At 72.4% G+C, this 23,188-nt stretch carries 22 protein-coding genes; 6 read left to right on the forward strand and 16 right to left on the reverse strand.

The features are described from left to right. Positions 1-66 precede the first annotated feature (66 nt). Complete coding sequence (locus tag NNW99_RS27850; protein ID WP_215121911.1) at positions 67-678, forward strand: TetR/AcrR family transcriptional regulator; 612 nt, start codon at positions 67-69, stop codon at positions 676-678. 21 nt (positions 679-699) lie between these two features. Here NNW99_RS27850 and NNW99_RS27855 read toward each other — a convergent pair whose 3' ends face one another. From NNW99_RS27855 to NNW99_RS27885, 7 genes are all read right to left on the reverse strand, one after another. Then, a complete protein-coding gene (locus NNW99_RS27855) occupies positions 700-2,328 on the reverse strand; it encodes an alpha/beta fold hydrolase (protein ID WP_215121912.1) in 1,629 nt (542 codons plus the stop codon). 69 nt (positions 2,329-2,397) lie between these two features. Continuing rightward, entirely contained in the window at positions 2,398-2,985 is a 588-nt protein-coding gene (locus NNW99_RS27860) for a hypothetical protein (protein ID WP_215121913.1), read from the reverse strand. Between the two features lie 7 nt (positions 2,986-2,992). Beyond that, positions 2,993-3,910 (reverse strand): zinc metalloprotease HtpX, encoded by a 918-nt coding sequence (gene htpX / locus NNW99_RS27865; protein ID WP_215121914.1) that lies wholly within the window; start codon positions 3,908-3,910, stop codon positions 2,993-2,995. 97 nt (positions 3,911-4,007) lie between these two features. Further along, positions 4,008-4,379: a signal peptidase I gene (locus NNW99_RS27870; protein WP_215121915.1), complete on the reverse strand. Its 372-nt coding sequence runs from the start codon at positions 4,377-4,379 to the stop codon at positions 4,008-4,010. An 11-nt stretch (positions 4,380-4,390) separates the two neighbouring features. Then, positions 4,391-5,845: a hypothetical protein gene (locus NNW99_RS27875; protein WP_215121916.1), complete on the reverse strand. Its 1,455-nt coding sequence runs from the start codon at positions 5,843-5,845 to the stop codon at positions 4,391-4,393. 86 nt (positions 5,846-5,931) lie between these two features. After that, positions 5,932-6,630, reverse strand: coding sequence for a response regulator transcription factor (locus tag NNW99_RS27880; RefSeq protein WP_215121917.1), 699 nt, complete (start codon positions 6,628-6,630; stop codon positions 5,932-5,934). Beyond that, complete coding sequence (locus NNW99_RS27885; RefSeq protein ID WP_215121918.1) at positions 6,627-7,928, reverse strand: sensor histidine kinase; 1,302 nt, start codon at positions 7,926-7,928, stop codon at positions 6,627-6,629. Before NNW99_RS27885 ends, NNW99_RS27880 begins: the two co-directional genes overlap by 4 nt. Positions 7,929-8,141: 213 nt before the next feature. Here NNW99_RS27885 and NNW99_RS27890 point away from each other — a divergent pair, with 213 nt between their 5' ends. Both NNW99_RS27890 and NNW99_RS27895 read left to right on the forward strand, forming a co-directional pair. Next, positions 8,142-8,849, forward strand: a complete 708-nt coding sequence (locus tag NNW99_RS27890; RefSeq protein ID WP_215121919.1) for an ABC transporter ATP-binding protein — start codon at positions 8,142-8,144, stop codon at positions 8,847-8,849. Next, positions 8,846-11,194, forward strand: a complete 2,349-nt coding sequence (locus NNW99_RS27895) for an FtsX-like permease family protein (RefSeq protein WP_215121920.1) — start codon at positions 8,846-8,848, stop codon at positions 11,192-11,194. Before NNW99_RS27890 ends, NNW99_RS27895 begins: the two co-directional genes overlap by 4 nt. 81 nt (positions 11,195-11,275) lie before the next feature. Here the strand turns inward: NNW99_RS27895 and NNW99_RS27900 are convergent, their stop codons facing one another. Further along, entirely contained in the window at positions 11,276-11,563 is a 288-nt protein-coding gene (locus NNW99_RS27900; protein ID WP_215121921.1) for a hypothetical protein, read from the reverse strand. A gap of 110 nt (positions 11,564-11,673) precedes the next feature. Further along, positions 11,674-13,083 carry a type I glutamate--ammonia ligase gene (gene glnA / locus NNW99_RS27905; RefSeq protein ID WP_215121922.1) on the reverse strand — a complete coding sequence of 470 codons (1,410 nt, stop codon included), beginning with the start codon at positions 13,081-13,083 and terminating at the stop codon, positions 11,674-11,676. Positions 13,084-13,293: 210 nt separating this feature from the next. On the opposite strand from glnA, the gene NNW99_RS27910 reads away from it, so the two are divergent. After that, entirely contained in the window at positions 13,294-13,761 is a 468-nt protein-coding gene (locus tag NNW99_RS27910; protein WP_215121923.1) for an RDD family protein, read from the forward strand. Positions 13,762-13,833: 72 nt separating this feature from the next. On the opposite strand, the gene NNW99_RS27915 is transcribed toward NNW99_RS27910, so the two are convergent. From NNW99_RS27915 to lipB, 4 genes are all read right to left on the reverse strand, one after another. Then, positions 13,834-14,535, reverse strand: a complete 702-nt coding sequence (locus NNW99_RS27915; protein WP_215121924.1) for a DUF4191 domain-containing protein — start codon at positions 14,533-14,535, stop codon at positions 13,834-13,836. Between the two features lie 76 nt (positions 14,536-14,611). After that, complete coding sequence (locus tag NNW99_RS27920) at positions 14,612-14,824, reverse strand: hypothetical protein (protein ID WP_215121925.1); 213 nt, start codon at positions 14,822-14,824, stop codon at positions 14,612-14,614. Positions 14,825-15,084: 260 nt separating this feature from the next. Then, positions 15,085-16,050, reverse strand: coding sequence for a lipoyl synthase (gene lipA / locus NNW99_RS27925; RefSeq protein ID WP_215121926.1), 966 nt, complete (start codon positions 16,048-16,050; stop codon positions 15,085-15,087). A gap of 133 nt (positions 16,051-16,183) precedes the next feature. Next, positions 16,184-17,002, reverse strand: coding sequence for a lipoyl(octanoyl) transferase LipB (gene lipB / locus NNW99_RS27930; RefSeq protein WP_215121927.1), 819 nt, complete (start codon positions 17,000-17,002; stop codon positions 16,184-16,186). 238 nt (positions 17,003-17,240) lie between these two features. Here lipB and NNW99_RS27935 point away from each other — a divergent pair, with 238 nt between their 5' ends. Then, on the forward strand, positions 17,241-18,728 hold the full coding sequence (locus tag NNW99_RS27935; protein ID WP_215121928.1) for a regulator: 1,488 nt from the start codon (positions 17,241-17,243) through the stop codon (positions 18,726-18,728). Positions 18,729-18,797: 69 nt separating this feature from the next. On the opposite strand, the gene NNW99_RS27940 is transcribed toward NNW99_RS27935, so the two are convergent. Together NNW99_RS27940 and NNW99_RS27945 are read right to left on the reverse strand one after the other, a co-directional pair. Continuing rightward, on the reverse strand, positions 18,798-20,213 hold the full coding sequence (locus tag NNW99_RS27940) for an NAD(P)/FAD-dependent oxidoreductase (RefSeq protein ID WP_215121929.1): 1,416 nt from the start codon (positions 20,211-20,213) through the stop codon (positions 18,798-18,800). A 236-nt stretch (positions 20,214-20,449) separates the two neighbouring features. Continuing rightward, positions 20,450-21,346, reverse strand: coding sequence for a TIGR01777 family oxidoreductase (locus tag NNW99_RS27945; protein WP_215121930.1), 897 nt, complete (start codon positions 21,344-21,346; stop codon positions 20,450-20,452). Positions 21,347-21,417: 71 nt separating this feature from the next. Here NNW99_RS27945 and NNW99_RS27950 point away from each other — a divergent pair, with 71 nt between their 5' ends. Next, positions 21,418-21,906: a GNAT family N-acetyltransferase gene (locus NNW99_RS27950; protein WP_215121931.1), complete on the forward strand. Its 489-nt coding sequence runs from the start codon at positions 21,418-21,420 to the stop codon at positions 21,904-21,906. Positions 21,907-21,913: 7 nt separating this feature from the next. Here NNW99_RS27950 and NNW99_RS27955 read toward each other — a convergent pair whose 3' ends face one another. Beyond that, on the reverse strand, positions 21,914-23,098 hold the full coding sequence (locus NNW99_RS27955; protein WP_215121932.1) for a MarP family serine protease: 1,185 nt from the start codon (positions 23,096-23,098) through the stop codon (positions 21,914-21,916). Positions 23,099-23,188: the final 90 nt, after the last annotated feature.

Here is a 23,188-nt window from a genome sequence, read left to right on the forward strand (position 1 = left end):
TCTATGGTTCCGTTAGTGGTCACTAAGGTAGCAGGGCGAGACGGTTAATGGAACAGGAGTGCCGTTATGGCTGACGGAGGCGAGCCGGGGACCGTGCGGCCCGGAGGGCGCACGGCGCGGGTACGGGAAGCGGTGCTGCGGGCGGCCGAGGACGCCCTGACCGAGCAGGGCTTCACCGGCCTGGACCTGGCCGACGTCGCCCGCCGTGCCGGGGTCGGCAAGACGACCGTCTACCGCCGCTGGGCGACCGTGACCGGGCTGGTGGCCGACCTCCTGCTGGACATGGCCGAGCAGTCCGCGCCCCGCACCGAGACCGGCTCGCTGCTCGGCGACCTCACGGCCAACGCCCGGCTCGTCCAGCGCACCCTGACGGACCCCCGGCAGGGGCCCCTGTTCAAGGCCCTGATCGCCGCCGCCACCGGCGACCCCAGGACGGCCGCGGCGCTCCGGCGCTTCTACGACATCCGCGTCAGGGAATGGGCTCCCTGTGTGCGGCAGGCCGTCGACCGGGGCGAGGTGCCCGAGGGCACCGACACGCATGAGGTGATCCGCGCCGTCTCCGCCCCGCTCTACTACCACCTGCTGATCAGCGGCGCCCGCCTCGACGGCGCCACGGCCGACCGGGCCGCCGAGGCCGCCGCGACGGCGGCGCGCGCGGGTGTGTACGTACGGGCCTGAGGGCCCGGGGCGGCGCCGGCCTCAGACGTACCGTTCCATCAGCCCCGTCGCATACGCCTCCAGCCGCCCGCCCAGCACCTGAGGTGTCAGGTCGGTCCGCCCCAGCTCCCGCCAAGGAACCGCCAGCTTCGCCGCGTCGGGGACATAGGCCAGGGCGTCGAGCAGCCGCCAGTACAGATGGTCCGGGCCGTCGGCGAGGGGCCGGCCGCCGCGTGCCTCGTAGCGCTCCCGGAAGCCGAGGCCGTACTCCGGGCCGTGCAGCAGCGCGAGCGCCGTCGAGCAGTGGGCGACGTCCAGGTCGGCGGGGCCCCAGGAGGTCTCCACCCAGTCGACGACACCGCCGATCCGCAGCCCGGCCCCCGAGCCCGTGAACAGCACGTTCCCGGGATGGAAGTCCCGGTGCAGGAAACAGCCCTCGTACGGCGGGGGATCGCGGCGGATGACGTCCACGGCCCGCTCCCAGCCCGGCGGAACGCCCTCCGGTGACGTCCACGCCTGGTACGAGCGCGGACGCTCCTCGGGAACGACCCGGTGGATCCGGGCCAGTTGAGCCGCGAGCAGCTCCACGCGCGCGTCGAGGTCCTCCTCGTCGACCCGGACCCGCCCCGGCAGCACCGACATCAGCAGGGACGGATGGTCACAGTGCTCGGCGGTCGCGTCCACGCCGATCAGCTCCGGGGCGGGCACACCCTCCTCCCCGCCCAGCAGCGTCAGCACGTCCGCCTCGCGGGACAGCAGCCCGGGGGCGTGCCGCCGGAAGAAGGGCTTCACGAAGGTCCGCAGGGCGAGGGCGGTGCCGTCGTCGAGGGTGAGCCGCCGCATCTGGGCGCTCCAACCGCCCTGCAGATAAGCCGACTTGTCGACCGTACGGCTCTCCGGGAGCTGCTTGGCCACCCACGCCCGGGTCGCCGTCCAGCCCTGCTCGCCGAGCCCGGCCAGCAGGGCCGTGACGAACGCCCGCCGGTCGTCGGGACGGTCCCGGAACCACAGGCCCAACCGGTGCTCCGCCTCGGGCAGTTCCCAGTGGGTGAACTGCGCGCGCCGGGCCAGGGCCTGGGAGACGGCCTCCGTCACGGCGGGCGGGATGACCTCGTCCGTGCCCGGCACCGCGAGCACCGCCCGCCCCTCGTACGACCCCAGCACGTCGAGCGCGGACGACGTACGCCAGCCGCCGGACCGGCGGATGATCTCGCTGAACCGTCCGTCGCCCTGCCCGAACGGCACGTCCCACGCCTCGGCCGCGTACACCGCGGGCGCGCACAGCCCCAGGGCCGCCACCCGGTCCCCGTAGTGCCGGGCGAGATCGGCCACCGTCTGACCGCTCATGCTGAACCCGACCAGGACCATCGGCACGTCCCCGCGTGTCTGCGCGTCGATCACGGACACGGCCTGCTCGAAGCGGCGGCGCAGGCTCAGCTCCCGCAGCAGGCCGGTGCTCTCCCCGTGCCCCGAGAAGTCGAAGGCGAGGACGTGGCAGCCGTGCGCGGCGAACTCCGACAGCAGCGGCATCAGCCGCTCCTTGCTGCCGTTGCCCGCGCCGTGCAGGACCACGGCGGTCGCTCTCGCCGACGCACGGGCTCCGCCGTACAGCCCGCTGAGTCGTTCACCGCCGAAGGCGTGCGTGAAAGGGGTCAACTCCAGCTCACTCATACGGCCATTCACTCACGCCGCGCAGGGCGGTGACGGGTGAGTGGGGGAGGCGCGACCGACGAGGGGCGGTCACAGCCCGGGCGCCCCCCACACCGGGAACCAGCGGCCGAGATCCTGCTCGATCCGCAGATCACCGGCGAGCGCCGACCGCACCTGGAGCTCCAGCGCGTTGTCGCGCCGCTGCGCCTCGCCGCCGGGCAGGGGAGCGAACGGGTAGAACGTGCCGCGCTTGTAGAGGTAGACCAGCGCGAGCCGCCGCCCGGCCCGGTCCCGGAACCCGGCGAGGGAGCACAGCAGTTGCGGCCCAAAGCCGTTGACCTCCATCTGGCTGTTCACGGCGTGCAGGTCGTTCACGAGCGCGTGCAGTTGGTCGGGGGCGCGGTGCGAGACCAGCCAGGAGTAGCCGTATCCGTCCTGGCGCAGTTCCACCGGTGGACCGTCGCGCTCGGTGTCGGCGTCCAGCAGGGCCTGCACCTCGCGGTGGCTCTGCTCGAAGGCCGCGCCCTCGACCGTCGCGTAACACACCGCGCCCTGCCCGGTCGGGGTGAAACCCGCCGCGGCCTCCAGGGTCACGGCCGCCGACGGCAGCGCGAACAGCCGGTCGAGATCCGGCGCGACCGGCTTGGTCCGGCCGAGCAGAATGTCCAGCAGCCCCATGCCCCGCTCACACCCCTCCGGGTGCCGCCGCCTCGCCCAGCTCGGCGGAGATCCGGCCCAGTTGGTCGAGGCGCTGCTCCAGGCTCGGGTGGGTCGAGAAGAGCCGCGCGACACCGGGCTCGCGGCCCAGCGCCGGGGTGAAGTAGAAGGCGTTGAAGGCCTGGGCCGTGCGCAGGTCCTTCGTCGGGATGCGGGCGATGTCGCCGGAGACCTTGGTGAGGGCGGAGGCGAGCGCCGAGGGCCGGCCGGTGAGCAGCGCGGCCGCCCGGTCGGCGGCCAGTTCCCGGTACCGGGACAGGGCCCGGATCAGCAGGAAGCTCAGCGCGTACACGGCCGCGGACACACCCATCACCGCGGCGAAGATCACCGCGGTGTTCTGGTCCCTGCGTCCCCCGCCGAACAACTGCGAGTAGAAGGCGAACCGCACGATCAATCCCGCGATCACCCCCAGAAAGGACGCGACCGTGATCACGGCGACGTCCTTGTGCGCCACATGCGACAGCTCGTGCGCGAGGACGCCCTCCAGCTCGGCCGGCTCCAGCCGCCGCAGCAGCCCGGTCGTCACACAGACCACGGCGTGGTCCGGATTCCGCCCGGTCGCGAACGCGTTCGGCATGTCCATATCGGAGACGGCCACCACCGGCTTGGGCATGTCGGCCATGGCACACAGCCGGTCCACGACCCCGTGCAGCTCGGGAAACTCCTCCCGCTCCACGACCCGCCCGCGCATGGCGTACAGCGCGATCCGGTCGGAGAACCAGTACTGAGCCCCCAACAGCCCCGCCGCGACCACCACGACGAGCACCCAGGACCTCAGCAGCACGATCAGCGCCGCGACGAACCCCACGTACAACAACCCGAGCAGGAACAGCGTGATCCCCATACGGGTGGTCAACCGCCGGTCGCTCCGGAAGCGGCTGTGCATCTGCATCACCCCGCAGTCAGGCACTCGTCCCACTGCCAGTGTGCACCCGGCCCCGCCCATGAACGGGTCGTGATCACCCCCAGGACAGGCAAAGCCGTCAGCCGCCCGCGTCCACCGCGTACCCGGGCACGGACGGCCACCGCACGGTCAGCACCACCGACTCCTCCTCCGCCACCCAGGAGTGATCGACCCCACGCCCCCACACGACGTAGTCCCCCTGCCGCTCCAGCACCACACCGCGCCCGGGCAGCTCCACCCGGAACCGCCCACTGATCAGCACCAGCAGCGCGGTCCGCTCCTCCCCCCGCACCCACTCCGCCCGCTCGTCACCCTTGGGATGGACCCCCCACTTGACCTCGACGGCCTCACTCCGCCGAGGATCCCCACCCCCCTTGAAATGCCCGAGCAACCACCCCCGGTCCAACGCCGCGTCCACACCCGCGTTGCCCACATACACAGAGTCGTCCACGCGCCGGGACGCTAGCAGCCACTCCGGAGCAGACGCCGGGCCCGCGCCAGGAGTTCATCCGCCTCCGCGTCCGCCCGCAACGCCGCCGCCGGATACCAGGCCCGCGCCGACCGGGCGGCCCGTGCACGGAGTTTCCCGTCCGGATCGTCCAACAGCCGTACCGCGGCCCGCAGCCGTACGACCCCGCCCCGCGCCTCCAGCAACCGGAACGCCGCCACGCGCACCGGCCGGGACCGCCCCGGCGCGAGGCGCTCCGCCAGCCATGCCTCGGGCAGCAGCGCGGCCGACGGCAGAAGGGCGAGGGTGGCCTCCCGTACGACACCGGGAGCGGGATCATCGAGCAGCGGACGCAGCCGCTCCGTGTCCGTCACGTCCAGCGTGCGCAGCCCCGCAACGGCCCGGGCCCGGACCGTCGGCGCCGGGTGGGTCAGCAGCGGGTACAGCAGCTCGGCGTCCCCGCGCTCCCCGCACTCCGCCAGCCCGATGGCCGCGCCCGGCGGCAGGGCCGGGTCCCCCGCGTCCGCGCACAGCTCCCGGTACCGGCGCAGCGGCTCCGCCCCGGACTGCCGTACGACATACCGCGCACAGGCCCGCACCACCGCCGACCGGTCGATCAGGAACTCCGCGGCCCGCTCGGCCCGCCCCGCCCGGCGCAGCGCGGTGACACCGGCGGACCGGACCCGTGGATTGCGGGCGCCGAGCAGCGCTTCGAGCACGTCCTCCCCGTCCCCGCCCTCCCGTACGGCGGCCAGGGCCGCCTCGGCGCACAGGTTCTGGACGACGACATCGTCGTCCCGGGCGGCGGTGCGGGCGAGCCGGGCGGGGGAGAGGAACGACTCCTCCACGGCCACCCGGTACACGAACCGCCGCAGTCCGCGGTCCGGGTGCCCGAACAGCGAGTCGAACATCCCCCGGGGTGCCCGCCGGAGGACCTCACCGAGCAGCTCCACGCCGTACGTCCCCCGCTCCCGGCGGCCGACGCGCAGGATCAGGGGCGCGAGGGAGACGGCGGTGTCCACGTCGAGGCACTCCCGCAACAGCTCCCGCGCCGCCTCCCGCACCGGCCCGGCCCAGTCGGCGGCGCGCACGACGACCAAGGGCACCAGCGCGGGATGTTCAGCGGCCAGGGCGAGGGCCGCCTCGCGGGTCCGGCCGTCCGGGTGGCACAGGGCGAGCGCGAGCCACGACTCGACCGGCTCCTCGGCGCGAACGGGCTCCGGCCGCCGCCGGGCCAGCCGCAGCAGACCACGGTCCTTGCCTTCGGCCGGCTTCCGGATCTGACGGACCCGGCCCTCGACCCAGGCCCGGTCCGGCAGATCCCGTGCCCGGTACCACCCCCAGGAACGCACCCCGGCGTCCAGAGCGGTCCAGGCACGCGGATCGGCCACGTCGAGAACCTCCGCCAGCAGCCCCCCGCCGGCCAGCCGCGCCGCAGCCGCTTCCCCACTCCTGACGTCCTCGTCCATCTCCGCCCCCGCTCGACCTGCTCTTCCGGAGGAGCGTAGGGCGCCCGTCCGGGCTGGTCGCGCGAATTACCCGGTCGTCCGGGCCGCTACGTCTGCTCGCCGGACCCCTGGGCGTCCTCGCCGACGCCTGCGCTGACCAGCCCTGTCTCGTAGGCGACGATGACGGCTTGGACGCGGTCGCGGAGGCCGAGTTTGGCGAGGACGCGGGCGACGTGGGTCTTGACGGTGGTCTCGGCCAGGTGGAGGCGGGCGGCGAGTTCGGCGTTGCTGAGGCCTCGGGCCAGCAGGCCGAGGACCTCCAGTTCACGCGGGGTGAGCGAGGCGAGGTCGCGGTGGAGGGCGGCGGTGTCGCTGCCGCGCTGGGTGAACCTCTGTACGAGGCGGCGGGTGATGGCGGGCGCGAGGAGGGCGTCGCCGGTGCGGACCGTGCGGACGGCCGCGGTCAGCTGCTCGGGGGTGACGTCCTTGAGGAGGAAGCCGCTGGCCCCGGCGGACAGGGCGGCGTAGACGTACCGGTCGAGGTCGAAGGTGGTCAGGATGATGACGCGGGGTGCGTCCAGGGCGCCCGTGAGGATGCGGCGGGTGGCCTCCAGGCCGTCCATCTCGGGCATCCGGACGTCCATCAGGACCACGTCGGGCCGGGTGCGGCGGACCGCTTCGACCGCCTCGGTCCCGTTGGTCGCCTCGGCGACGACATCGATGCCCTCGGCGCCGAGGATCAGCCGGAATCCGGTGCGGACCAGGGTCTGGTCGTCGGCGAGGAGCACGCGCAGCGGCTCGGTCACGGCGTCTCCAGGGGGATCAGGGCCTCCACGCGGTAGCCGCCGGTCAGGCGCCGGCCGGTGCGCAGGGTTCCGTCGTGGACGGCCAGGCGCTCCCGCAGGCCGATCAGGCCCCGGCCGTTCCCGGCGGCCGCGCCCGCGCCCGGCTGCCCACCCGTGTCGGTGACTTCCACCCGGAGCCGCTCCGGGCCGTACTCGACGGTCACGGCGGCGGTGGCCCCGCGGGCGTGCTTCACGGTGTTGGTCAGGGCTTCCTGGACGACGCGGTAGGCGGCGAGTTCGAGGCCGGGCGGGAGAGGGCGGGGCGGGCCGGTCACGGTCAGGCCGACGGGCAGTCCCGTGTCCCGGACCCGCCCGACCAGTGTTTCCAGCTGGTCCAGGCCCGGTTGAGGGGCCGGCACCGCAACCGAATCGGCGGTGTCCCTCCCCTCGCCCTCGTCGGCCATGGTGAGCAGCCCCATGACATGGCGCAGTTCGGTCATGGCCGCGCGCCCGCCCGCCTCCACCGCGAGCAGCGCCTCACCGGCCTGCTCGGGGGAGGCTTTCATGATCTTGCGGGCTGCGCCCGCCTGAATGATCATCACGCTGACGTTGTGCGTGACGACGTCGTGCAGTTCGCGGGCGATCCTGGCCCGCCCGTGCTCGACGGCCCGGCGCAGCGCCTCGGCCTGTTCGCGCTCCAGGGCCAGGAGCCGGGCGCGGCCCTCGTCGGTGCGGAGTTTCCAGGTACGCAGGCCGACGGCGGCCACGGCCATCGGGACGAGGATCAGCAGGGCGATGTAGTGGTGGGGGACGATCGGAATCACCGAGTTCCCCGAGGTGCCGACCAGGACGACCGACACCGGCAGCGCCGCCAGGGTCGCCACCCGGTAGGGGCTGTACACGGCGGCGCTGTAGACGGCGATGACGAACGCGTAGAAGGTCAGCCGCATCACGCTCTGCGGTGTCGCCAGCGTCGCGGCCGTCACGACGCACAGCACGGCGAGCGGGTAGCGGCGGCGCAGCGCCAGGGCACCGGAGGCGACGACCGCGAGGGTCACCATGTAGGCCAGGCCGCCGGGCCCGGACGGGCGCGGCACGACGATCTCCACGCCGGGCGCGATCTCCCGCATCACGACGACGTTCACGTTGTCGATGCCGTAGTGGACGGTGGCGACGGCGAGTGCCAGCGCCACCAGGCCGTCGAACCGCCACGCGCGCGGGGTGGGGCGCAGCGGGGGACCGCTCGGCAGCCCGGCCTCGCGGAGCGTCCGGCGGGCCGCTTCCCGTAACCGCTCCAGCGTCGTACGTACGTCCGTCACCGGGTCATTGTCGTCGCCGCGCGGGGACCGCGGAGTCCGTCCCGACGGTCATTTCCCACCGCACCGGATACACCACGCGACTACATCGCAGGGATGACGTCTGCACGCATCCTCCCAGCGCGGTACCGCAAGGGGTTCGGGCGGGCGACGCGCTCGGACCGGACCCGCTCCTAGCGTTCAGGCGGCCAACCGCCCGTACCCGAGGAGCCTTTCATGACCCAGCCGATGATCGAACTGCGCGAGGTGAGCCGACGGTACGACGACGGCCCGCCCGCGCTGCACGAGGCCACGCTGACCGTGCGGCCCGGCGAGGCCGTCGCGATCCTCGGCCCTTCCGGCAGCGGCAAGTCCACGCTGCTCAATCTCATCGCGGGCCTGGACCGGCCCGACACGGGGACCGTCACCGTGGACGGGCTGCGGGTGGACCGGTTGGGCGAAGCCGCGTCGGCGCTCTACCGGCGCTCCAGGATCGGCATGGTCTTCCAGTTCTTCAACCTGCTCGACGATCTGACCGTCATCGACAATGTCGTCCTGCCCGCCCGCCTCGCGGGCCTGGCACGGGGCGTGGCGCACCGCCGGGCGGTGGAAGTGCTGGAACTACTGGGCATCGACCGGCACGCCCGCGCCTACCCGGGGCGGTTGTCCGGCGGCGAGCGGCAACGCGTCGCGGTGGCCCGGGCCTTGATGAACCGGCCGGCGCTGCTCCTGGCCGACGAACCGACCGGGGCCCTGGACACGGCCGCCGGACAGGACGTCAGCGGGCTGCTCACCGCCCTCAACGCCGAGGGCCAGACCATCGTCGTGGTCACCCACGACCTGGCTCTGGCCCGGTCCTGCACGAACCGAACGGTCAGGATCGCCGACGGCCGGATCACCGAAGACGTGCCGTCGCGGGCCGTCACCCCGGAGGCCGCCCGATGAGCGCGCTCGGCAAGGTGGTGCGCTCGGGGGTGGGACGACGCCGGGTGCAGACGCTGGTGATCGGGCTGGCCACGATGATGGCGGTGGCCGCCTCCGTCCTCGGCGGCACCCTGCTGGTGGTCTCCGGCGCGCCCTTCGACGACGCCTTCGCGGGACAGCACGGCGCGCATCTGTCCGTGGAGTTCGACGCGGGCGAGGTGAGTGCCGGGCAGCTCGCGCGGTCCAGGGACACCGGCGGGGTGAGCGACGCGGCCGGGCCGTTCCGTACGGCGACGGTCACACCGCGGTCGGACGGGGCGGGCCCCGGAGGGCCGATGACCGTGGTCGGCCGGGGAGATCCGGGCCGGGCCGTGGACGAGGTGGCCCTGCTGGACGGGCGGTGGCCCACGCGCTCCGGCGAGATCGCCCTGTCCGCCGACTCCTCGCTCCTCCCGACCCTGGGCATGAAGATCGCCTTCTCCGATCTGCCCGGCGGTCCGGCCCTGACGGTGGTCGGCGTGGCCCGGTCGGTCACACGGACCGCCGACGCCTGGGTGGTCCCGTCCCAGATGCCGGCGCTCACCGGTCCGGACAGCGGCGGCTACCAGATGCTCTACCGCTTCACCGCCGCGGGCACCGCCGCGCGGATCACCGCGGGGACCGAGGCCGTGACGCGGTCCCTGCCACCGGGAGCGGCCGTCGGCGAGACGTCCTGGCTCACCGTCAGGAAGAACGCCGAGCGCGACACCGCCCTCTACGTCCCGTTCCTCATCGCCTTCGGCACCCTGGGCCTGGTCATGTCGGTGCTCATCGTCGGCAACGTCGTCGCGTCGGCCGTCGGCACGGCGACGCGCCGCATCGGCATCCTCAAGGCCGTCGGCTTCACCCCGTCCCAGGTGGTGCGCGCGTACGTGGGCCAGGCGCTGATCCCGGCCGCCGGCGGCACGGCCCTCGGTGTCCTCGCCGGCCACCTGCTCGCCGTCCCCGTCCTGGCCGAGACCGAGGAGGTCTACGGCGCCCCGTCCCTGACCATCGCCCCCTGGGTCGACCTGGCGGTGATCGCCGGGGTGCTCGGCCTGGTGGCGGTGACCGCGTGGGCGAGCGCCTGGCGGGCCGGGCGGCTGCGTACGGTCGACGCGCTCGCCGTCGGGCGCGGCGCTTCGGCGGGACGCGGCCGGTGGGCGGCCCGCCTGGCCGGGAGGCTGCCGTTGCCGCAGCCGGTCGCCCTGGGCCTGGCCCGGCCCTTCGCGCGGCCCGCCCGTGCGCTGGCCATGGGCACGGCGATCCTGTTCGGAGCCGTCGCCGTCACGTTCACCGTGGGGATGGGCGCCTCGCTCGGCCTGGTGATGAAGGCCAGGGCCCACGACGCCGCCGATGTCGTGGTGCCCGCGCCCCTGCCGGACTTCGGACCTCAGGGCCCTGACACCGGGAAGCGGTCCGAGGCCGACCCCGCCGCCGTCGCCGCGGTCGTCGAGGCCGCCGCCGGAACCGGGAAGCACTACAGCGCGGCGACGATACGGGCGACCGTGTCCGGCCTGACCGGCACCACCGACGTGATCGCCTTCACCGGCGACGCCTCCTGGGGCGGCTACACGATGGTCTCGGGCCGCTGGATCGACAGGCCCGGCGAAGCCGTGGTCCCCACGCCCTTCCTCGCCGCCACCGGCACCCGCGTCGGCGACACCGTCACCCTGAACGGCCTGGCCCAGCCGGTCACGGTCCGGATCGTCGGCGAGGTCCTCGACCCCCGCAAAGACGGCATGCAGGTCTTCGCCGACGCCTCGACCCTCACGGCCGCGCGTCCCGACCTGACGGAGACGAGCCACCACATCGCGGTCACACCAGGCACCGATGTCACCGGCTACGTCGACGCGCTGAACAAGGACCTGGCACCGCTGGGGGCCACCGCTCAGTCCGGCGGGCTCGACGGCGGCAGCGACGTGGTCGTCACCCTCAACGCGCTGTCCATGATCCTCACCCTGATGCTCGTCGCCGTCGCCGCGCTCGGCGTGTTCAACGGCGTGCTGCTCGACACCCGCGAACGCGTCCGGGAGATCGGTGTCCACAAAGCGCTCGGCATGGCCCCCCGGCAGACCGTCGCGATGGTCCTCACCTCGGTCGTCGTGACCGGCCTGGCCGCGGGCGCTCTGGGCGTGCCGCTCGGCGTCGCCCTGCACGGCTGGGTCCTCCCCGCGATGGGCGACAGCGTGGGGCTCCGCCTCCCCGGTTCCGTCATCGCCGTCTACGAAGCGGCCGAGCTGCTCCCGCTCGCACTCGGCGGCCTGCTCATCGCCGCCCTGGGCGCGCTCCTGCCCGCCGGCTGGGCCGCCGGAGCCCGGACGGCCACGGCCCTGCGCACCGAATAGCGAGGTCAGGTGCGGTACGGGCGGAGAAGATCAGGTGCGGTGCGGGCGAGAAGGCCAGGTGCGGTACGGCGCCTCGGCCCGCTACGGCGCCCGGAAGTTGATGTACCCCAGCAGCACGATCACCGCCGCCACACAGCCGAACACCACGGCCGTGGAGACCCATGACGAGCGGGAGTGGGAGCGTGAGCGTGCGCGGCGGCCGCGTGAGCGGTGGTCGGGGTCGGGACGGAAGGGGACGGGGCCGGGAGGATTGTCCTTCCAGCGCGCGGCGAGCATACGGGCCCGGGCCGAGGGCTCCTTGTGCTCGGCGTCGTCCGCCCATCTGAGGTCGAACTCGCGCTCCTGGCCGTCCTGTTCGTGTTCGGACATTCCCACTCCACCCCCGTGTGGTCCTGAGAGAAGAATAGAACATACGGCCGTGCCCCCGCTGTCCGGACGGACAGCGGGGGCACGGCCGCAATGCTTCGATCAGGCGTCGATCACACGTCGAAGTACAGCTCGAACTCGTGCGGGTGCGGACGCAGCTGCAGCGGAGCGATCTCGTTCGCGCGCTTGTAGTCGATCCACGTCTCGATCAGGTCCGGCGTGAACACGTCGCCCTGGAGGAGGAACTCGTGGTCGGCCTCGAGGCGGTCGAGGACGGCCGGGAGGGAGGTCGGGACCTGCGGGACGCCCGCGTGCTCCTCGGGGGCGAGCTCGTAGAGGTCCTTGTCGATCGGCTCGGCCGGCTCGATCTTGTTCTTGATGCCGTCCAGGCCCGCGAGCAGCAGCGCCGAGAAGGCCAGGTACGGGTTGCCGGAGGAGTCGGGCGCGCGGAACTCGACGCGCTTGGCCTTCGGGTTCGAGCCCGTGATCGGGATACGCATGGCCGCGGAGCGGTTGCGCTGCGAGTAGACCAGGTTGACCGGCGCCTCGAAGCCCGGCACCAGGCGGTGGTACGAGTTCACCGTCGGGTTGGTGAAGGCCAGCAGCGACGGGGCGTGCTTGAGGATGCCGCCGATGTAGTAGCGGGCGGTGTCCGACAGGCCCGCGTAACCGGCCTCGTCGTAGAAGAGCGGCTGGCCGCCGGTCCACAGCGACTGGTGGACGTGCATGCCCGAGCCGTTGTCACCGAAGATCGGCTTCGGCATGAAGGTCGCGGTCTTGCCGTTCTGCCACGCCACGTTCTTCACGATGTACTTGAAGAGCTGCAGGTCGTCGGCCGCGGCGAGCAGCGTGTTGAACTTGTAGTTGATCTCGGCCTGGCCGGCGGTGCCCACCTCGTGGTGCTGGCGCTCGACCTGCAGGCCGGCCCGGTCCAGCTCCAGGGAGATCTGGGCACGCAGGTCGGCGAAGTGGTCGACCGGCGGGACCGGGAAGTAGCCGCCCTTGTAGCGGACCTTGTAACCACGGTTGTTCTCGAGGGCGCCGGTGTTCCAGGCGCCGGCCTCGGAGTCGATGTGGTAGAAGGACTCGTTCGCGCTGGTCGCGAAGCGGACGCTGTCGAAGACGTAGAACTCGGCCTCGGGGCCGAAGTACGCGGTGTCCGCGATACCGGTCGACGCGAGGTAGGCCTCGGCCTTCTTCGCCACGTTGCGCGGGTCACGGGAGTACTGCTCACCCGTGATCGGGTCGTGGATGAAGAAGTTGATGTTGACCGTCTTGTCACGGCGGAACGGGTCCACACGGGCGGTCGACAGGTCCGCGCGCAGCGCCATGTCGGACTCGTGGATGGCCTGGAAGCCGCGGATCGAGGAGCCGTCGAAAGCCAGCTCCTCGGCCGGGTCGAAGGCCTCGGCGGGGATCGTGAAGTGCTGCATCACGCCCGGCAGGTCGCAGAAGCGGACGTCGACGAACTTGACGTCCTCGTCCGCGATGAACTTCTTGGCCTCGTCGGCGTTCTGGAACATCCAGCTCCTCCTACTCCCGACCGTCCCGCCGGGGTGGTAGTTCGTTCGTGCTGCCAGTGCGGGTGGCACACGCTGACGTAGACCCTAGGGACGGGTGATTTCTCTGGCGTGACTCATTTGTTTCGCACAAGTTAACCGGCTCACCCTCCACCGTAGCCCGATCACACCCCGCCGTGCCCTGGTCATTTACGGGCGCAGTACCGTGGACGGGTGGACAACAGGCAAGCACTCGGATCGTGGCTTTCCGGGCCCCGCGCGGCGGCGGAAGAGGCCGGTGTCGACTTCGGATACCGGGGCGAGCAGCTCGGTCTGCCCGAGGAGGGATCCGGCTCGATCGCCCGCCCGGGCCGCCGCCTCGGCGCCCTCGCCGTGGACTGGGGCCTGAGCCTCCTGATCGCATACGGTCTCATCACGCAGAGCTACAACGAGGCGGCCCAGATCTGGGCGCCGCTCATCCTGTTCGCCCTCATGGTGCTCACGGTCGGTACGGTCGGCTTCACCCCGGGCAAGCGGCTCCTCGGCCTGCGGGTCCTCGCCCTGGACACCGGCCGCGTCAGCCCCTGGCGCGCGCTCCTGCGCACGGTCCTGCTCTTCCTCGCGATCCCCGCCCTGATCTGGGACCGCGACGGCCGCGGTCTGCACGACCGGATGGCGGGCACGGTCGAGGTCCGTATCTAGCGCGTCCAGTACGAATGACGAAGGGGCGCCCGGTGTGATCCGGGCGCCCCTTCATCATTCGTGTGCGGAGTGTCAGCGGGCCTTCGGCCCGCCCTTCGGCAGCTTCATGCCCTTCGGCATGGGTCCCTTGGGCAGCGGCATGTTGCTCATCAGGTCACCGAGGGCGCGCAGCCGGTCGTTGGTGGCGGTGACCTGCGGGCCGGTCAGCACGCGCGGCAGCTTCAGCATGGTCGTGCGCAGCTTCTTCAGGTCGACCTGGCCCTCGCCGGTGCCCACGACCAGATCGTGCACGGGCACGTCCGCGACGATGCGGTTCATCTTCTTCTTCTCGGAGGCGAGGAGCGACTTCACCCGGTTCGGGTTGCCCTCGGCGACCAGGACGATGCCGGCCTTGCCGACCGCGCGGTGCACCACGTCCTGGTTGCGGTTCATCGCCACCGCGGGGGTGGTCGTCCAGCCCCGGCCGACGTTGTCGAGCACCGCCGCCGCGGCGCCGGGCTGTCCCTCCATCTGCCCGAAGGCGGCCCGCTCGGCCCGGCGCCCGAACACGATCGCCGACGCGAGGAAGGCGAGCAGGAGGCCCAGGATGCCGAGATAGATGGGGTGACCGATCAAGAAACCGATCGCGAGGAAGACACCGAAGGTGACGATTCCGACTGCCGCGAGTACAAGACCGATCTTCTTGTCGGCCCTGCGGGTCATCTTGTAGGTCAGAGCGATCTGCTTCAGTCGCCCGGGATTCGCAGCGTCCGCTGCAGGTTCCTTCCTCGCCATGGCACGAAGTCTACGTGCCTCCACAAGCGCCGACGACGGCAGTGCCCGCGGGGGCCCCGTGGGGGAGGGGCCGCGCTCAGGGGCGGACGGAGACGGACCGGGAAACGGACTGGTCGAGCACGCGCTGCGCCTCGACCCGGTCCTTGGCGCGACGGCGGTCCTCCAGCACGGAGGTCCACGCGTTGCGGCGGGCGGTGCGCTGACCGCTGCTCATCAGCAGCGACTCGACGGCACGCAGTGCGGTGGTGAAGGACGGAATCGCGGTGGCGCGGACCGGCGCGGCCTGCATGGGTGAGGTCCCCCCTCGGTATGGGTGTACGTGCTGTGAGTTCAGCGTCACTGATTGGTGTTACCAGGGCGTGACCGGCCGGTCAAACACCCATGAAGCCCCGGCGGGGACTGGTGAAACGCCGACGCGGTCCTGACATGTGCCCTCATCTGCGAGGACGGTCAGGACCGCGTCAAATCGGCCGCTACTGGCGAGTAGCGTCTTGTGCGGGAATTCACACGCTTGTCTCACCCTGTGACGGGCGGGGTGGTGACGATGTGTCAGACGGCCTGGGCCGCGATGCGCGCGTCCCGCTGCTCCATGGCCATCCGGTAGAGGCGTCCGGCGCGGTACGAGGAGCGCACCAGCGGGCCGGACATCACGCCGGAGAAGCCGATCTGCTCGGCCTCCTGCTGCAGCTCCACGAACTCGTGCGGCTTCACCCAGCGCTCCACGGGGTGGTGGCGCACGGAGGGCCGCAGGTACTGCGTGATGGTGACCAGCTCGCAGCCCGCGTCGTGCAGCTGCTTGAGCGCGTCGCTGACCTCCTCGCGGGTCTCGCCCATGCCGAGGATCAGGTTCGACTTGGTGACGAGGCCGTAGTCGCGGGCCTCGGTGATGACCTTCAGGGAGCGCTCGTAGCGGAAGCCGGGTCGGATGCGCTTGAAGATGCGCGGGACCGTCTCGACGTTGTGCGCGAAGACCTCGGGGCGGGAGGAGAAGACCTCCGCGAGCTGCTCGGGGACCGCGTTGAAGTCGGGCGCGAGCAGCTCGACCTTCGTCCGGCCGTCCTCGCGGTCCGCCGTCTGCTGGTGGATCTGGCGGACCGTCTCGGCGTACAGCCAGGCGCCGCCGTCCTCCAGGTCGTCGCGGGCGACGCCGGTGATCGTGGCGTAGTTCAGGTCCATGGTGACCACGGACTCGCCGACCCGGCGGGGCTCGTCACGGTCGAGCGCCTCGGGCTTGCCGGTGTCGATCTGGCAGAAGTCACAGCGCCGGGTGCACTGGTCGCCGCCGATGAGGAAGGTCGCCTCGCGGTCCTCCCAGCACTCGTAGATGTTGGGGCAGCCGGCTTCCTGGCAGACCGTGTGCAGGCCCTCGCTCTTCACGAGGTTCTGCATCTTGGTGTACTCGGGGCCCATTTTCGCCCGGGTCTTGATCCACTCGGGCTTGCGCTCGATGGGGGTCTGGCTGTTGCGGACCTCCAGGCGCAGCATCTTGCGTCCGTCGGGTGCGACTGCGGACACGACCGGCTCCCTAGCGATTGATTCTTCGGCGCCCTCTAGGGTACGCCCGTTGATTTGAAACCCGGCGTGGGTGTTCTCCCCTACTGGGGGCTGCCGCCCCCAGGCCCCCGCTTCGGCCTGAACGGCCTCGTCCTCAAGCGCCGGACGGGCTGACGGTTGCTGGTGTTTTCTCGATTGCTCGCGGCTTCGGTTCCGCGTTCTCCAGTACGTCCCTCAGATGCCGCTCCACCACCGGCAGGACCTCCTCGATCGTCACGTCGCGGCCCAGTTCGTTCGCCAGGGACGCGACGCCCGCGTCGCGGATGCCGCAGGGGATGATCCGGTCGAACCACTTGTTGTCGGGGTTCACATTCAGCGCGAAGCCGTGCATGGTGACGCCCTTGGCCACGCGGATGCCGATCGCGGCGATCTTGCGGTCCTCGCGACGCTGGCCCGCGTTGGACGGGGCGTACTCCGGGCCGTTCATACGAGGGTCGAACTCCTCGTCGTGCAGACGCGGGTCGAAGTCCAGGGCCAGCCCGCCGAGCGCGGGGCGCTGCTCGACCGGGTCGCCCAGGACCCACACGCCGCTGCGGCCCTCGACCCGGGTGGTCTCCAGGCCGAACTCCGCGCAGGTCAGGATCAGGGCCTCTTCGAGACGGCGTACGTGCGCCACGACGTCCACCGGGCGGGGCAGCTTCTGGATCGGGTAGCCCACCAGCTGGCCGGGGCCGTGCCAGGTGATCTTGCCGCCGCGGTCCACGTCCACGACCGGCGTGCCGTCCAGGGGCCGCTCGTTGTCCGCGGTGCGCCGGCCCGCCGTGTAGACCGGGGGGTGCTCCAGGAGCAGGACCGTGTCGGAGATCTCGTCGGCGAACCGCGCCGCGTGCACCCGGCGCTGCTCGTCCCAGGCCTCCTGGTACTCGACGGCCTCGTCACCGAACCCCATGCGGACGAACCGCAACCCACTCACGGCAAGCGCCTCCCTCGGACAGGTGTGTCAGGCACGTATCGCGCCCAAGCCACTGTACGTCCGGCCCGAACACGTCAGTCCCGGGGCCAATCCTCACACGATCGGATGAATGTCCGCGAAAATGTGTGATGGGGTGCTTACTCTCCGCTACATTCGCGCCGTCCAGCAAGCCAAAAGGCCTGCTCACAGGCAATCCGGCACAGCACCGACACCGGAAGGCAGGAGACCGCACCGCACCATGACGGAACGACCCGCGCAGCGCACCCCCAACCGACAGCTCGCCGCGCTCATCGCAGAAGCGGGGTTCTCCAACGCGGGACTCGCCCGTCGCGTGGACCAGCTCGGTCTCGAACACGGGCTCGACTTGAGATACGACAAGACCTCCGTCACCCGATGGCTGCGCGGCCAGCAGCCCCGGGGCACCACGCCCGCGCTCATCGCCGAGGTCTTCACCCGGCGCCTGGGCCGCCGCCTCACCGCCCAGGACCTCGGCCTGGACGCCTGCGCCCCGGTCTACGCGGGGCTGGAGTTCGCGGCCGCCCCCGAGGAGGCCGTCGACATCGTCAGCGGGCTGTGGCGCAAGGACTCCGGCAGCCACGCCGAGCTGCGCAAGATCGCCTTCACCCCGGCCGGGCTCGTCGTGCCGAGCCGGGACTGGCTGATCGGCCGGGCCGACGAGAAGGTCGCCCGGGGCGAGCCGCCCGCCGCCCGCATCCCCGCCCAGGGCCGCGTCCCCGTCCGCCTCCCGGGGGCAACCGAGCCGGGGGTGCCGGGCGTACCGTCCCTGCCCCGCCAGCGCGGCCAGGCCGAGCGCGGACCCGGCCAGAAGGTCACCGCCGGCGACATCGCCGCCCTGCGCTCGGTCGGTGAGCTCTTCCGCACCCTCGACGACGCCTACGGCGGCGGTCACGCCCGCCAGGCCCTCGTGCGCTATCTGGAGCACGAGTGCGAGCCGATGCTGCGCGGCACCTACGGCGAGCAGACCGGCCGCAGGCTGTTCGCGGCCGCCGCCGACCTCACCCGGCTCGCGGGCTGGACGTCGTACGACATCGCCGCGCACGGACTCGCCCAGCGCTACTTCGTGCAGGCGCTCCGGCTCGCCCAGGCCGCCGGGGACCGGACGTACGGGGCGTATGTGCTGGTCACCATGAGCCGGCAGGCCGTCTACCTCGGGCACGGGCGGGAGGCCGTGCAGCTCGCCCGGGTGGCACAGCAGGGCGTCGGCACCTCCGCCCCGCCCGTCGTGCAGACCCTGCTGCACGCCTCCGAGGCCCGCGGGCACGGAGTGCTCGGCGAGGTCCGGGCCTGCACCGCGGCCCTGGTCCGCGCCGAGCGCGCCCTGGAGACGGCCCGGCCCGGGGACGACGTACCGCACTGGGCGAAATTCTTCGACGAGGCCCAGCTCGCCGACGAGTTCGGCCACTGCCACCGCGACCTGCAACAGTTCCGCGCCGCCGCCCAGCACGCGGAACGCTCCCTGCAACTGCGCGCTCCCTCCTACGCCCGCAGCCGCCTCTTCTGCCGCGTGGTCCTGGCCACCGCCCGCCTGGGCCTGGGCGAACTCGACCAGGCCTGCCAACTCGGAGCGGAGGCGGCGGGCCAGGCCGCGGAGATGCGTTCGGTGCGGGCGGTGGAGTACGTGAGGGACTTCGAAAGGAGACTCGAGCCGTACAGGGACGCGGCCCCGGTGCGGAGCTACCGCGACAAGGTAGCGGCCCTTGGCTGAGGTGTCTGCTTTTCAGGGGCGCGGGGAACTGCGCGAACAACCCCAACGCACCCGCACCCGACGAAGCACCTAAGCAGCCCGGGGCACAGTAGGCAGCGGATCGGCCACATGCATCGACCGCCCCGCCCCCAAGTCCGCCAAGATCGCCGCAGAAGCCCGATGCCCGGAGTGCAAAGCCCCCTGCACCGTGCTGGTATCCCGATGATCCCCGCACACATACAGCCCGGCGATCAACCGCACCGGCCGCCGCAGATCATGCGGCGGCCGCATCGCCGGCACAGCCTCCACCGTCTGATGGACGGCCAACGTCTCCCACCGAGCCGTCGGCATCCCGTACAACCGCGCCAAGTGCATCCGCACCGCCGTGTCGACATCCCCCGGAGGCCGCCCCAGCACCGTCGAGGACACCAGCGCCCGCCCCGCCGGGGCGCGGGACGGATCGACCTGGCTCACCACCGCCGTATGCGCCACCGGCCCGCCGAGATCCGCGTCCAGCAGCAGCGACGCCCCCGTCTCCGGCGGCTCGTCGGTCGTGTGGTGCACCACCGTGACCGGATGGAACTCCGGTACCCGCAGCCCGGGCAGCAGTTCCGCCGCGGCCCGGGCACCGGTCGCCACCAGCACCGCCCGGCAGCGGATCTCGCCGTGCTCGGCGGTGGTCACCGAGGTCGTGGAGACGGAGGTGACGCGCACGCCGGTGTGCACGGTGCCCGGCGGCAGCGTGCGGGCCAGCAGCTCCGGCAGGGCCTCCGCGCCGCCCTCCGGTACGCACAGCCGGCCGCTCGCGAAGGCCCGCAGCGCCAGGTCCGCGCACCGGCTGGACGTGGTCAGGTCCGGGTCGCACAGCAGGGCGGCGAGCAGCGGACGCAGAAAGCCGTCGATCGTACGGGCGGGCAGCCCACGCGCCGCCAGGGCCTCACCGGCGGGCAGCTCCGGGCGGGTCAGCAGCCGTTCGGCCGGGGTGCTCGCCAGCCGGGTGAGGGCGGCCCCCAGCCGGGCCTGGTCGACGGCCGTGCCGAGCGGGGCGCCGGACCGGCTCCGGGGCACGGAGACCTGCCGCCCCGGTACCGCCACCGGCCTCCTGGGCGGCCTGGGCGCGACCGGAGACCGAGGAGCGCTCGCCAGGGCACGGACCGCATGGAGCGCGCCTCGTGCGCCCCGTGCGCCCCCTGCACCGGCCTGGACGCCCGCGCGATGGTGGCGGCCGTCGCCGTGCAGCAGGACACCGGGCGCGAAGGGCCGCAGCACCAGCCCGCCCAGTCCGGGTGTCAGTCGTAGTTCCGGATACGCCGTGGACAGCAACTGGCCGATCCGGTCGAGCCGGAAGCCGTCGACCTTCTCCGTCGCCATGCGGCCGCCGACCCCATGGGCGGCCTCCAGGACCATGGTCGTCACTCCTGCGCGGGTGAGCCGGTTCGCGGCCGAGAGTCCGGCGACCCCGGCCCCCACGACGACCACGTCCGCCTGGTACGCGGGCTCAAGCACGTGCCCCTCCTCGAGGTTGCGCGGGCGCTGGAGACGTCATGCCCTCAACAGGCCGCAGGGATACGCGAGTTCTGGTCGAGGGTAGGGCTGTGATCGGTCAAATGGGGTCGCGCATCAACAGGGCACGGTCGCACGGCGGTCGCATACGGATGCCTTGTGGGCATGAAGTGGTCGCAGATTGCTTGTGGGCGACTCGAGGAGCTGTGCCGAAACGGCCGCGACTCGTACGGGACTCGTCACAGCGCCGCCCGGATCGCCCCCTCGATCTCCGGGAACGCGAACCGGAAGCCCGACTCCAGCAGCCGCGTCGGCAACACCCGGGCGCTGCCGAGCACATCCCCGGCCATCTCGCCGAGCACGCTCCGCAGGACGGGCGCGGGCACGGCGAACACGGTCGGGCGGTGCAGCACGCGTCCCATCGCCGCGACGATCTCACGGTTCGTCAGGGGGTTCGGGGCGGTGAGGTTGAACGGCCCGGACAGACCGTCCGTGTCGAGGAGATGCCGGATCGCGGCGACCTCGTCGTGCAGGGCGATGAATGACCAGTACTGCCGCCCGTCGCCCATCCGCCCGCCGAGCCCCGCCTGGAACAGCGGGAACAGCCGCCCCCACGCGCCGCCGTCGCGGGAGACGACCAGTCCGGTCCGTGTGAACACCGTGCGCACACCGGCCTCCTGGGCCGGTGCCGCGGCGCCCTCCCACTCCACGCACAGCGACGGCAGGAAGCCCTCACCCGCCGGCGCGCTCTCGTCGACGGTCCGGTCCCCGGTCTCGCCGTAGTAGCCCATGGCGCTGCCGTTGACGAACACCCCCGGCCGGTCCTTGTCGTCCAGCGCGGCGACGGCCTCGGCGAGCGCCGCCGTGCCGTTCACCCGGCTGTCGCGGATCCTCCGCTTGTAGTCGTCCGTCCAGCGGCGGTCGCCGACCCCGGCACCCGCCAGGTTCGCCACCCCGTGGCACCCGGCGAGCCCGGCCGCGTCCACGCGCCCGCCCTCCGGGTCCCAGCGGACCTCGTCCGCCGCCCGGGGCTCATGGCGCACCAGGCGCACCACCTCGTGCCCGTCCGCGGTCAGGGACCGCACCAGAGCGCTGCCGATCAGACCGGAGGCGCCGGTCACCGCGATGCGTCGCATGGCTCAATCTTGCCGGTCGCGCCCGTAAAAGCCCCGTCGGGAACCGCTGGCGCCGACGTAACGTGACCGCCATGCCGACTCCGCACATACGACCCGCACGGCTCGACGACGAGGAGGCGCTCGGGCTGCTCGACCGCGCCGCATGGTCACCTCTGCATGCCGTGCTGCCCGAGCCGAAGCCGCCGTACCCGCCCTTCTTCAACGAGCGGCACGCGCCCGAGGACTGCCTTGTCGCCGAGGTCGGCGACCGCCTCGCGGGCTATGTCCACCTCGGCTTCCCCACCCCGGTCGACGCGGGCCGGCACGTCCGCCAGATCCAGGGCCTGGCCGTCGGCGAGCACGCGCGCGGCCGGGGCGTCGGGCGAGCGCTGGTCCGCGCCGCCGTCGACGAGGCCCGCCGCCGCGGCGCCCGCCGCATCACCCTGCGCGTCCTCGCCCACAACGTTCCGGCCCGGGGACTCTACGAGTCCGAGGGGTTCGTGGTGGAGGGGATCCTGCCCGAGGAGTTCCTGCTCGATGGGAAGTACGTCGACGACGTACTGATGGGGCGCTCCCTCTGAGCCGGATCTACGACGCGGCCAGCTCGCCCGTGTCCACCGGGGCCGTCGCGTCCGCCGCCCGGCGCGCGTCGGCGGCGACCTCGGCCGCCGTCAGGACGTAGCCCGTCTCGGCGTCCGAGGTGGAGCGGGCGAAGACCACGCCGTAGACCCGGCCGTCGGTGGTGAGGAGCGGGCCGCCGGAGTTGCCGGGGCGGACGGTGGAGCGGATCGAGTAGATCTCGCGGGTGACCGTCCCGTCGTTGTAGATGTTCTGGCCCGTCGCCCGCACCCGGTTCGCGACCGTCGCCGCCTGGAGGTTCAGGTCGCCGTCCTGCGGATAGCCCGCGACGACCGCCGAGTCCCCGCGCTCCGCGGCGTCGTCGAACCGCAGCACCGGCGCCTTCAGACCCGGCACGTACAGCACGGCCACGTCCTTCTGCGAGTCGAAGAGCACCACCCGCGCCTCGTACGTCCGCCCGACCCCGCCGATCTGCACGGTCGGCTCGTCGATGCCGGCCACCACATGCGCGTTGGTCATCACATGCTCCCGGGAGTACACGAACCCGCTGCCCTCGCGGCCCTGGGTGCCGGCGACGCCCTCGACCTTCACCGTGCTCCGCTTGGCGGCGTCGGTGGCGGCCGCCGTGACGCTGTCACCGGAGGGCGCGGCGACCTCGGCGGTCGACTCGTTCTCGAACGGGTTGAAGACCTGCGGGAAGCCCGCCTGGGTCAGTGCGGAGGTGGCCCCCGAGAACCAGGCCGGCGTGGTGTCCGGCATCGTCCGCTGCACGGCGTCCAGCACCTTCGAGTCCCGGATCGCCGAGGTGACCAGCGGCGACGAGGACACGCCCAGGACGCTCGCGGCCACCCACGCCACGATCAGCACGGCCACGGAGTTGGCCACGGCCCCGCCGACCCCGTCCGCCACTCTGAGCGGCCCCCTGTCCAGCTCCCGCCGCAGCCGCAGCGCGAGACGCCCCGCCAGCTCGTGCCCCACCACCGCCGGGAGCAGCACCGTGAACACCGCTGTCAGCGTCGCCCCCGTGGTCCCCGGCGTCACCAGGTCCATCACCCACGGCAGGGCCCACACGCCGATGACGGCGCCGCCCACGAAGCCCGCCAGTGACACACAGCCGGCCACCAGCCCGCGCCGGTACCCCGACGCCGCATAGGCCAGGACCACCAGCAACAGCAGGATGTCGAGCAGGTCCACGCACGCCGCCTTTCATTCGGAACCCCTTAGTACGTGGGGGGAGGGCCCGGTGATCAGTCACACGCGCGTGGATGATCAGAACCGGCCACG

The organism is Streptomyces sp. CRCS-T-1, from assembly GCF_024442335.1.
GTDB classification, from domain to species: domain Bacteria; phylum Actinomycetota; class Actinomycetes; order Streptomycetales; family Streptomycetaceae; genus Streptomyces; species Streptomyces koelreuteriae.

Bases quoted from the DNA above. Each gene is read 5' to 3' on its own strand.
- NNW99_RS27915 (WP_215121924.1), bottom strand. From the start codon at position 14,535: ATGGCGAGGAAGGAACCTGCAGCGGACGCTGCGAATCCCGGGCGACTG.
- glnA (WP_215121922.1), bottom strand. From the start codon at position 13,083: ATGTTCCAGAACGCCGACGAGGCCAAGAAGTTCATCGCGGACGAGGAC.
- NNW99_RS27890 (WP_215121919.1), top strand. From the start codon at position 8,142: ATGACCCAGCCGATGATCGAACTGCGCGAGGTGAGCCGACGGTACGAC.
- NNW99_RS27920 (WP_215121925.1), bottom strand. From the start codon at position 14,824: ATGCAGGCCGCGCCGGTCCGCGCCACCGCGATTCCGTCCTTCACCACC.
- NNW99_RS27900 (WP_215121921.1), bottom strand. From the start codon at position 11,563: ATGTCCGAACACGAACAGGACGGCCAGGAGCGCGAGTTCGACCTCAGA.
- htpX (WP_215121914.1), bottom strand. From the start codon at position 3,910: ATGCACAGCCGCTTCCGGAGCGACCGGCGGTTGACCACCCGTATGGGG.
- NNW99_RS27945 (WP_215121930.1), bottom strand. From the start codon at position 21,346: ATGCGACGCATCGCGGTGACCGGCGCCTCCGGTCTGATCGGCAGCGCT.
- NNW99_RS27850 (WP_215121911.1), top strand. From the start codon at position 67: ATGGCTGACGGAGGCGAGCCGGGGACCGTGCGGCCCGGAGGGCGCACG.
- NNW99_RS27860 (WP_215121913.1), bottom strand. From the start codon at position 2,985: ATGGGGCTGCTGGACATTCTGCTCGGCCGGACCAAGCCGGTCGCGCCG.
- NNW99_RS27895 (WP_215121920.1), top strand. From the start codon at position 8,846: ATGAGCGCGCTCGGCAAGGTGGTGCGCTCGGGGGTGGGACGACGCCGG.
- NNW99_RS27855 (WP_215121912.1), bottom strand. From the start codon at position 2,328: ATGAGTGAGCTGGAGTTGACCCCTTTCACGCACGCCTTCGGCGGTGAA.
- NNW99_RS27875 (WP_215121916.1), bottom strand. From the start codon at position 5,845: ATGGACGAGGACGTCAGGAGTGGGGAAGCGGCTGCGGCGCGGCTGGCC.
- NNW99_RS27935 (WP_215121928.1), top strand. From the start codon at position 17,241: ATGACGGAACGACCCGCGCAGCGCACCCCCAACCGACAGCTCGCCGCG.
- NNW99_RS27950 (WP_215121931.1), top strand. From the start codon at position 21,418: ATGCCGACTCCGCACATACGACCCGCACGGCTCGACGACGAGGAGGCG.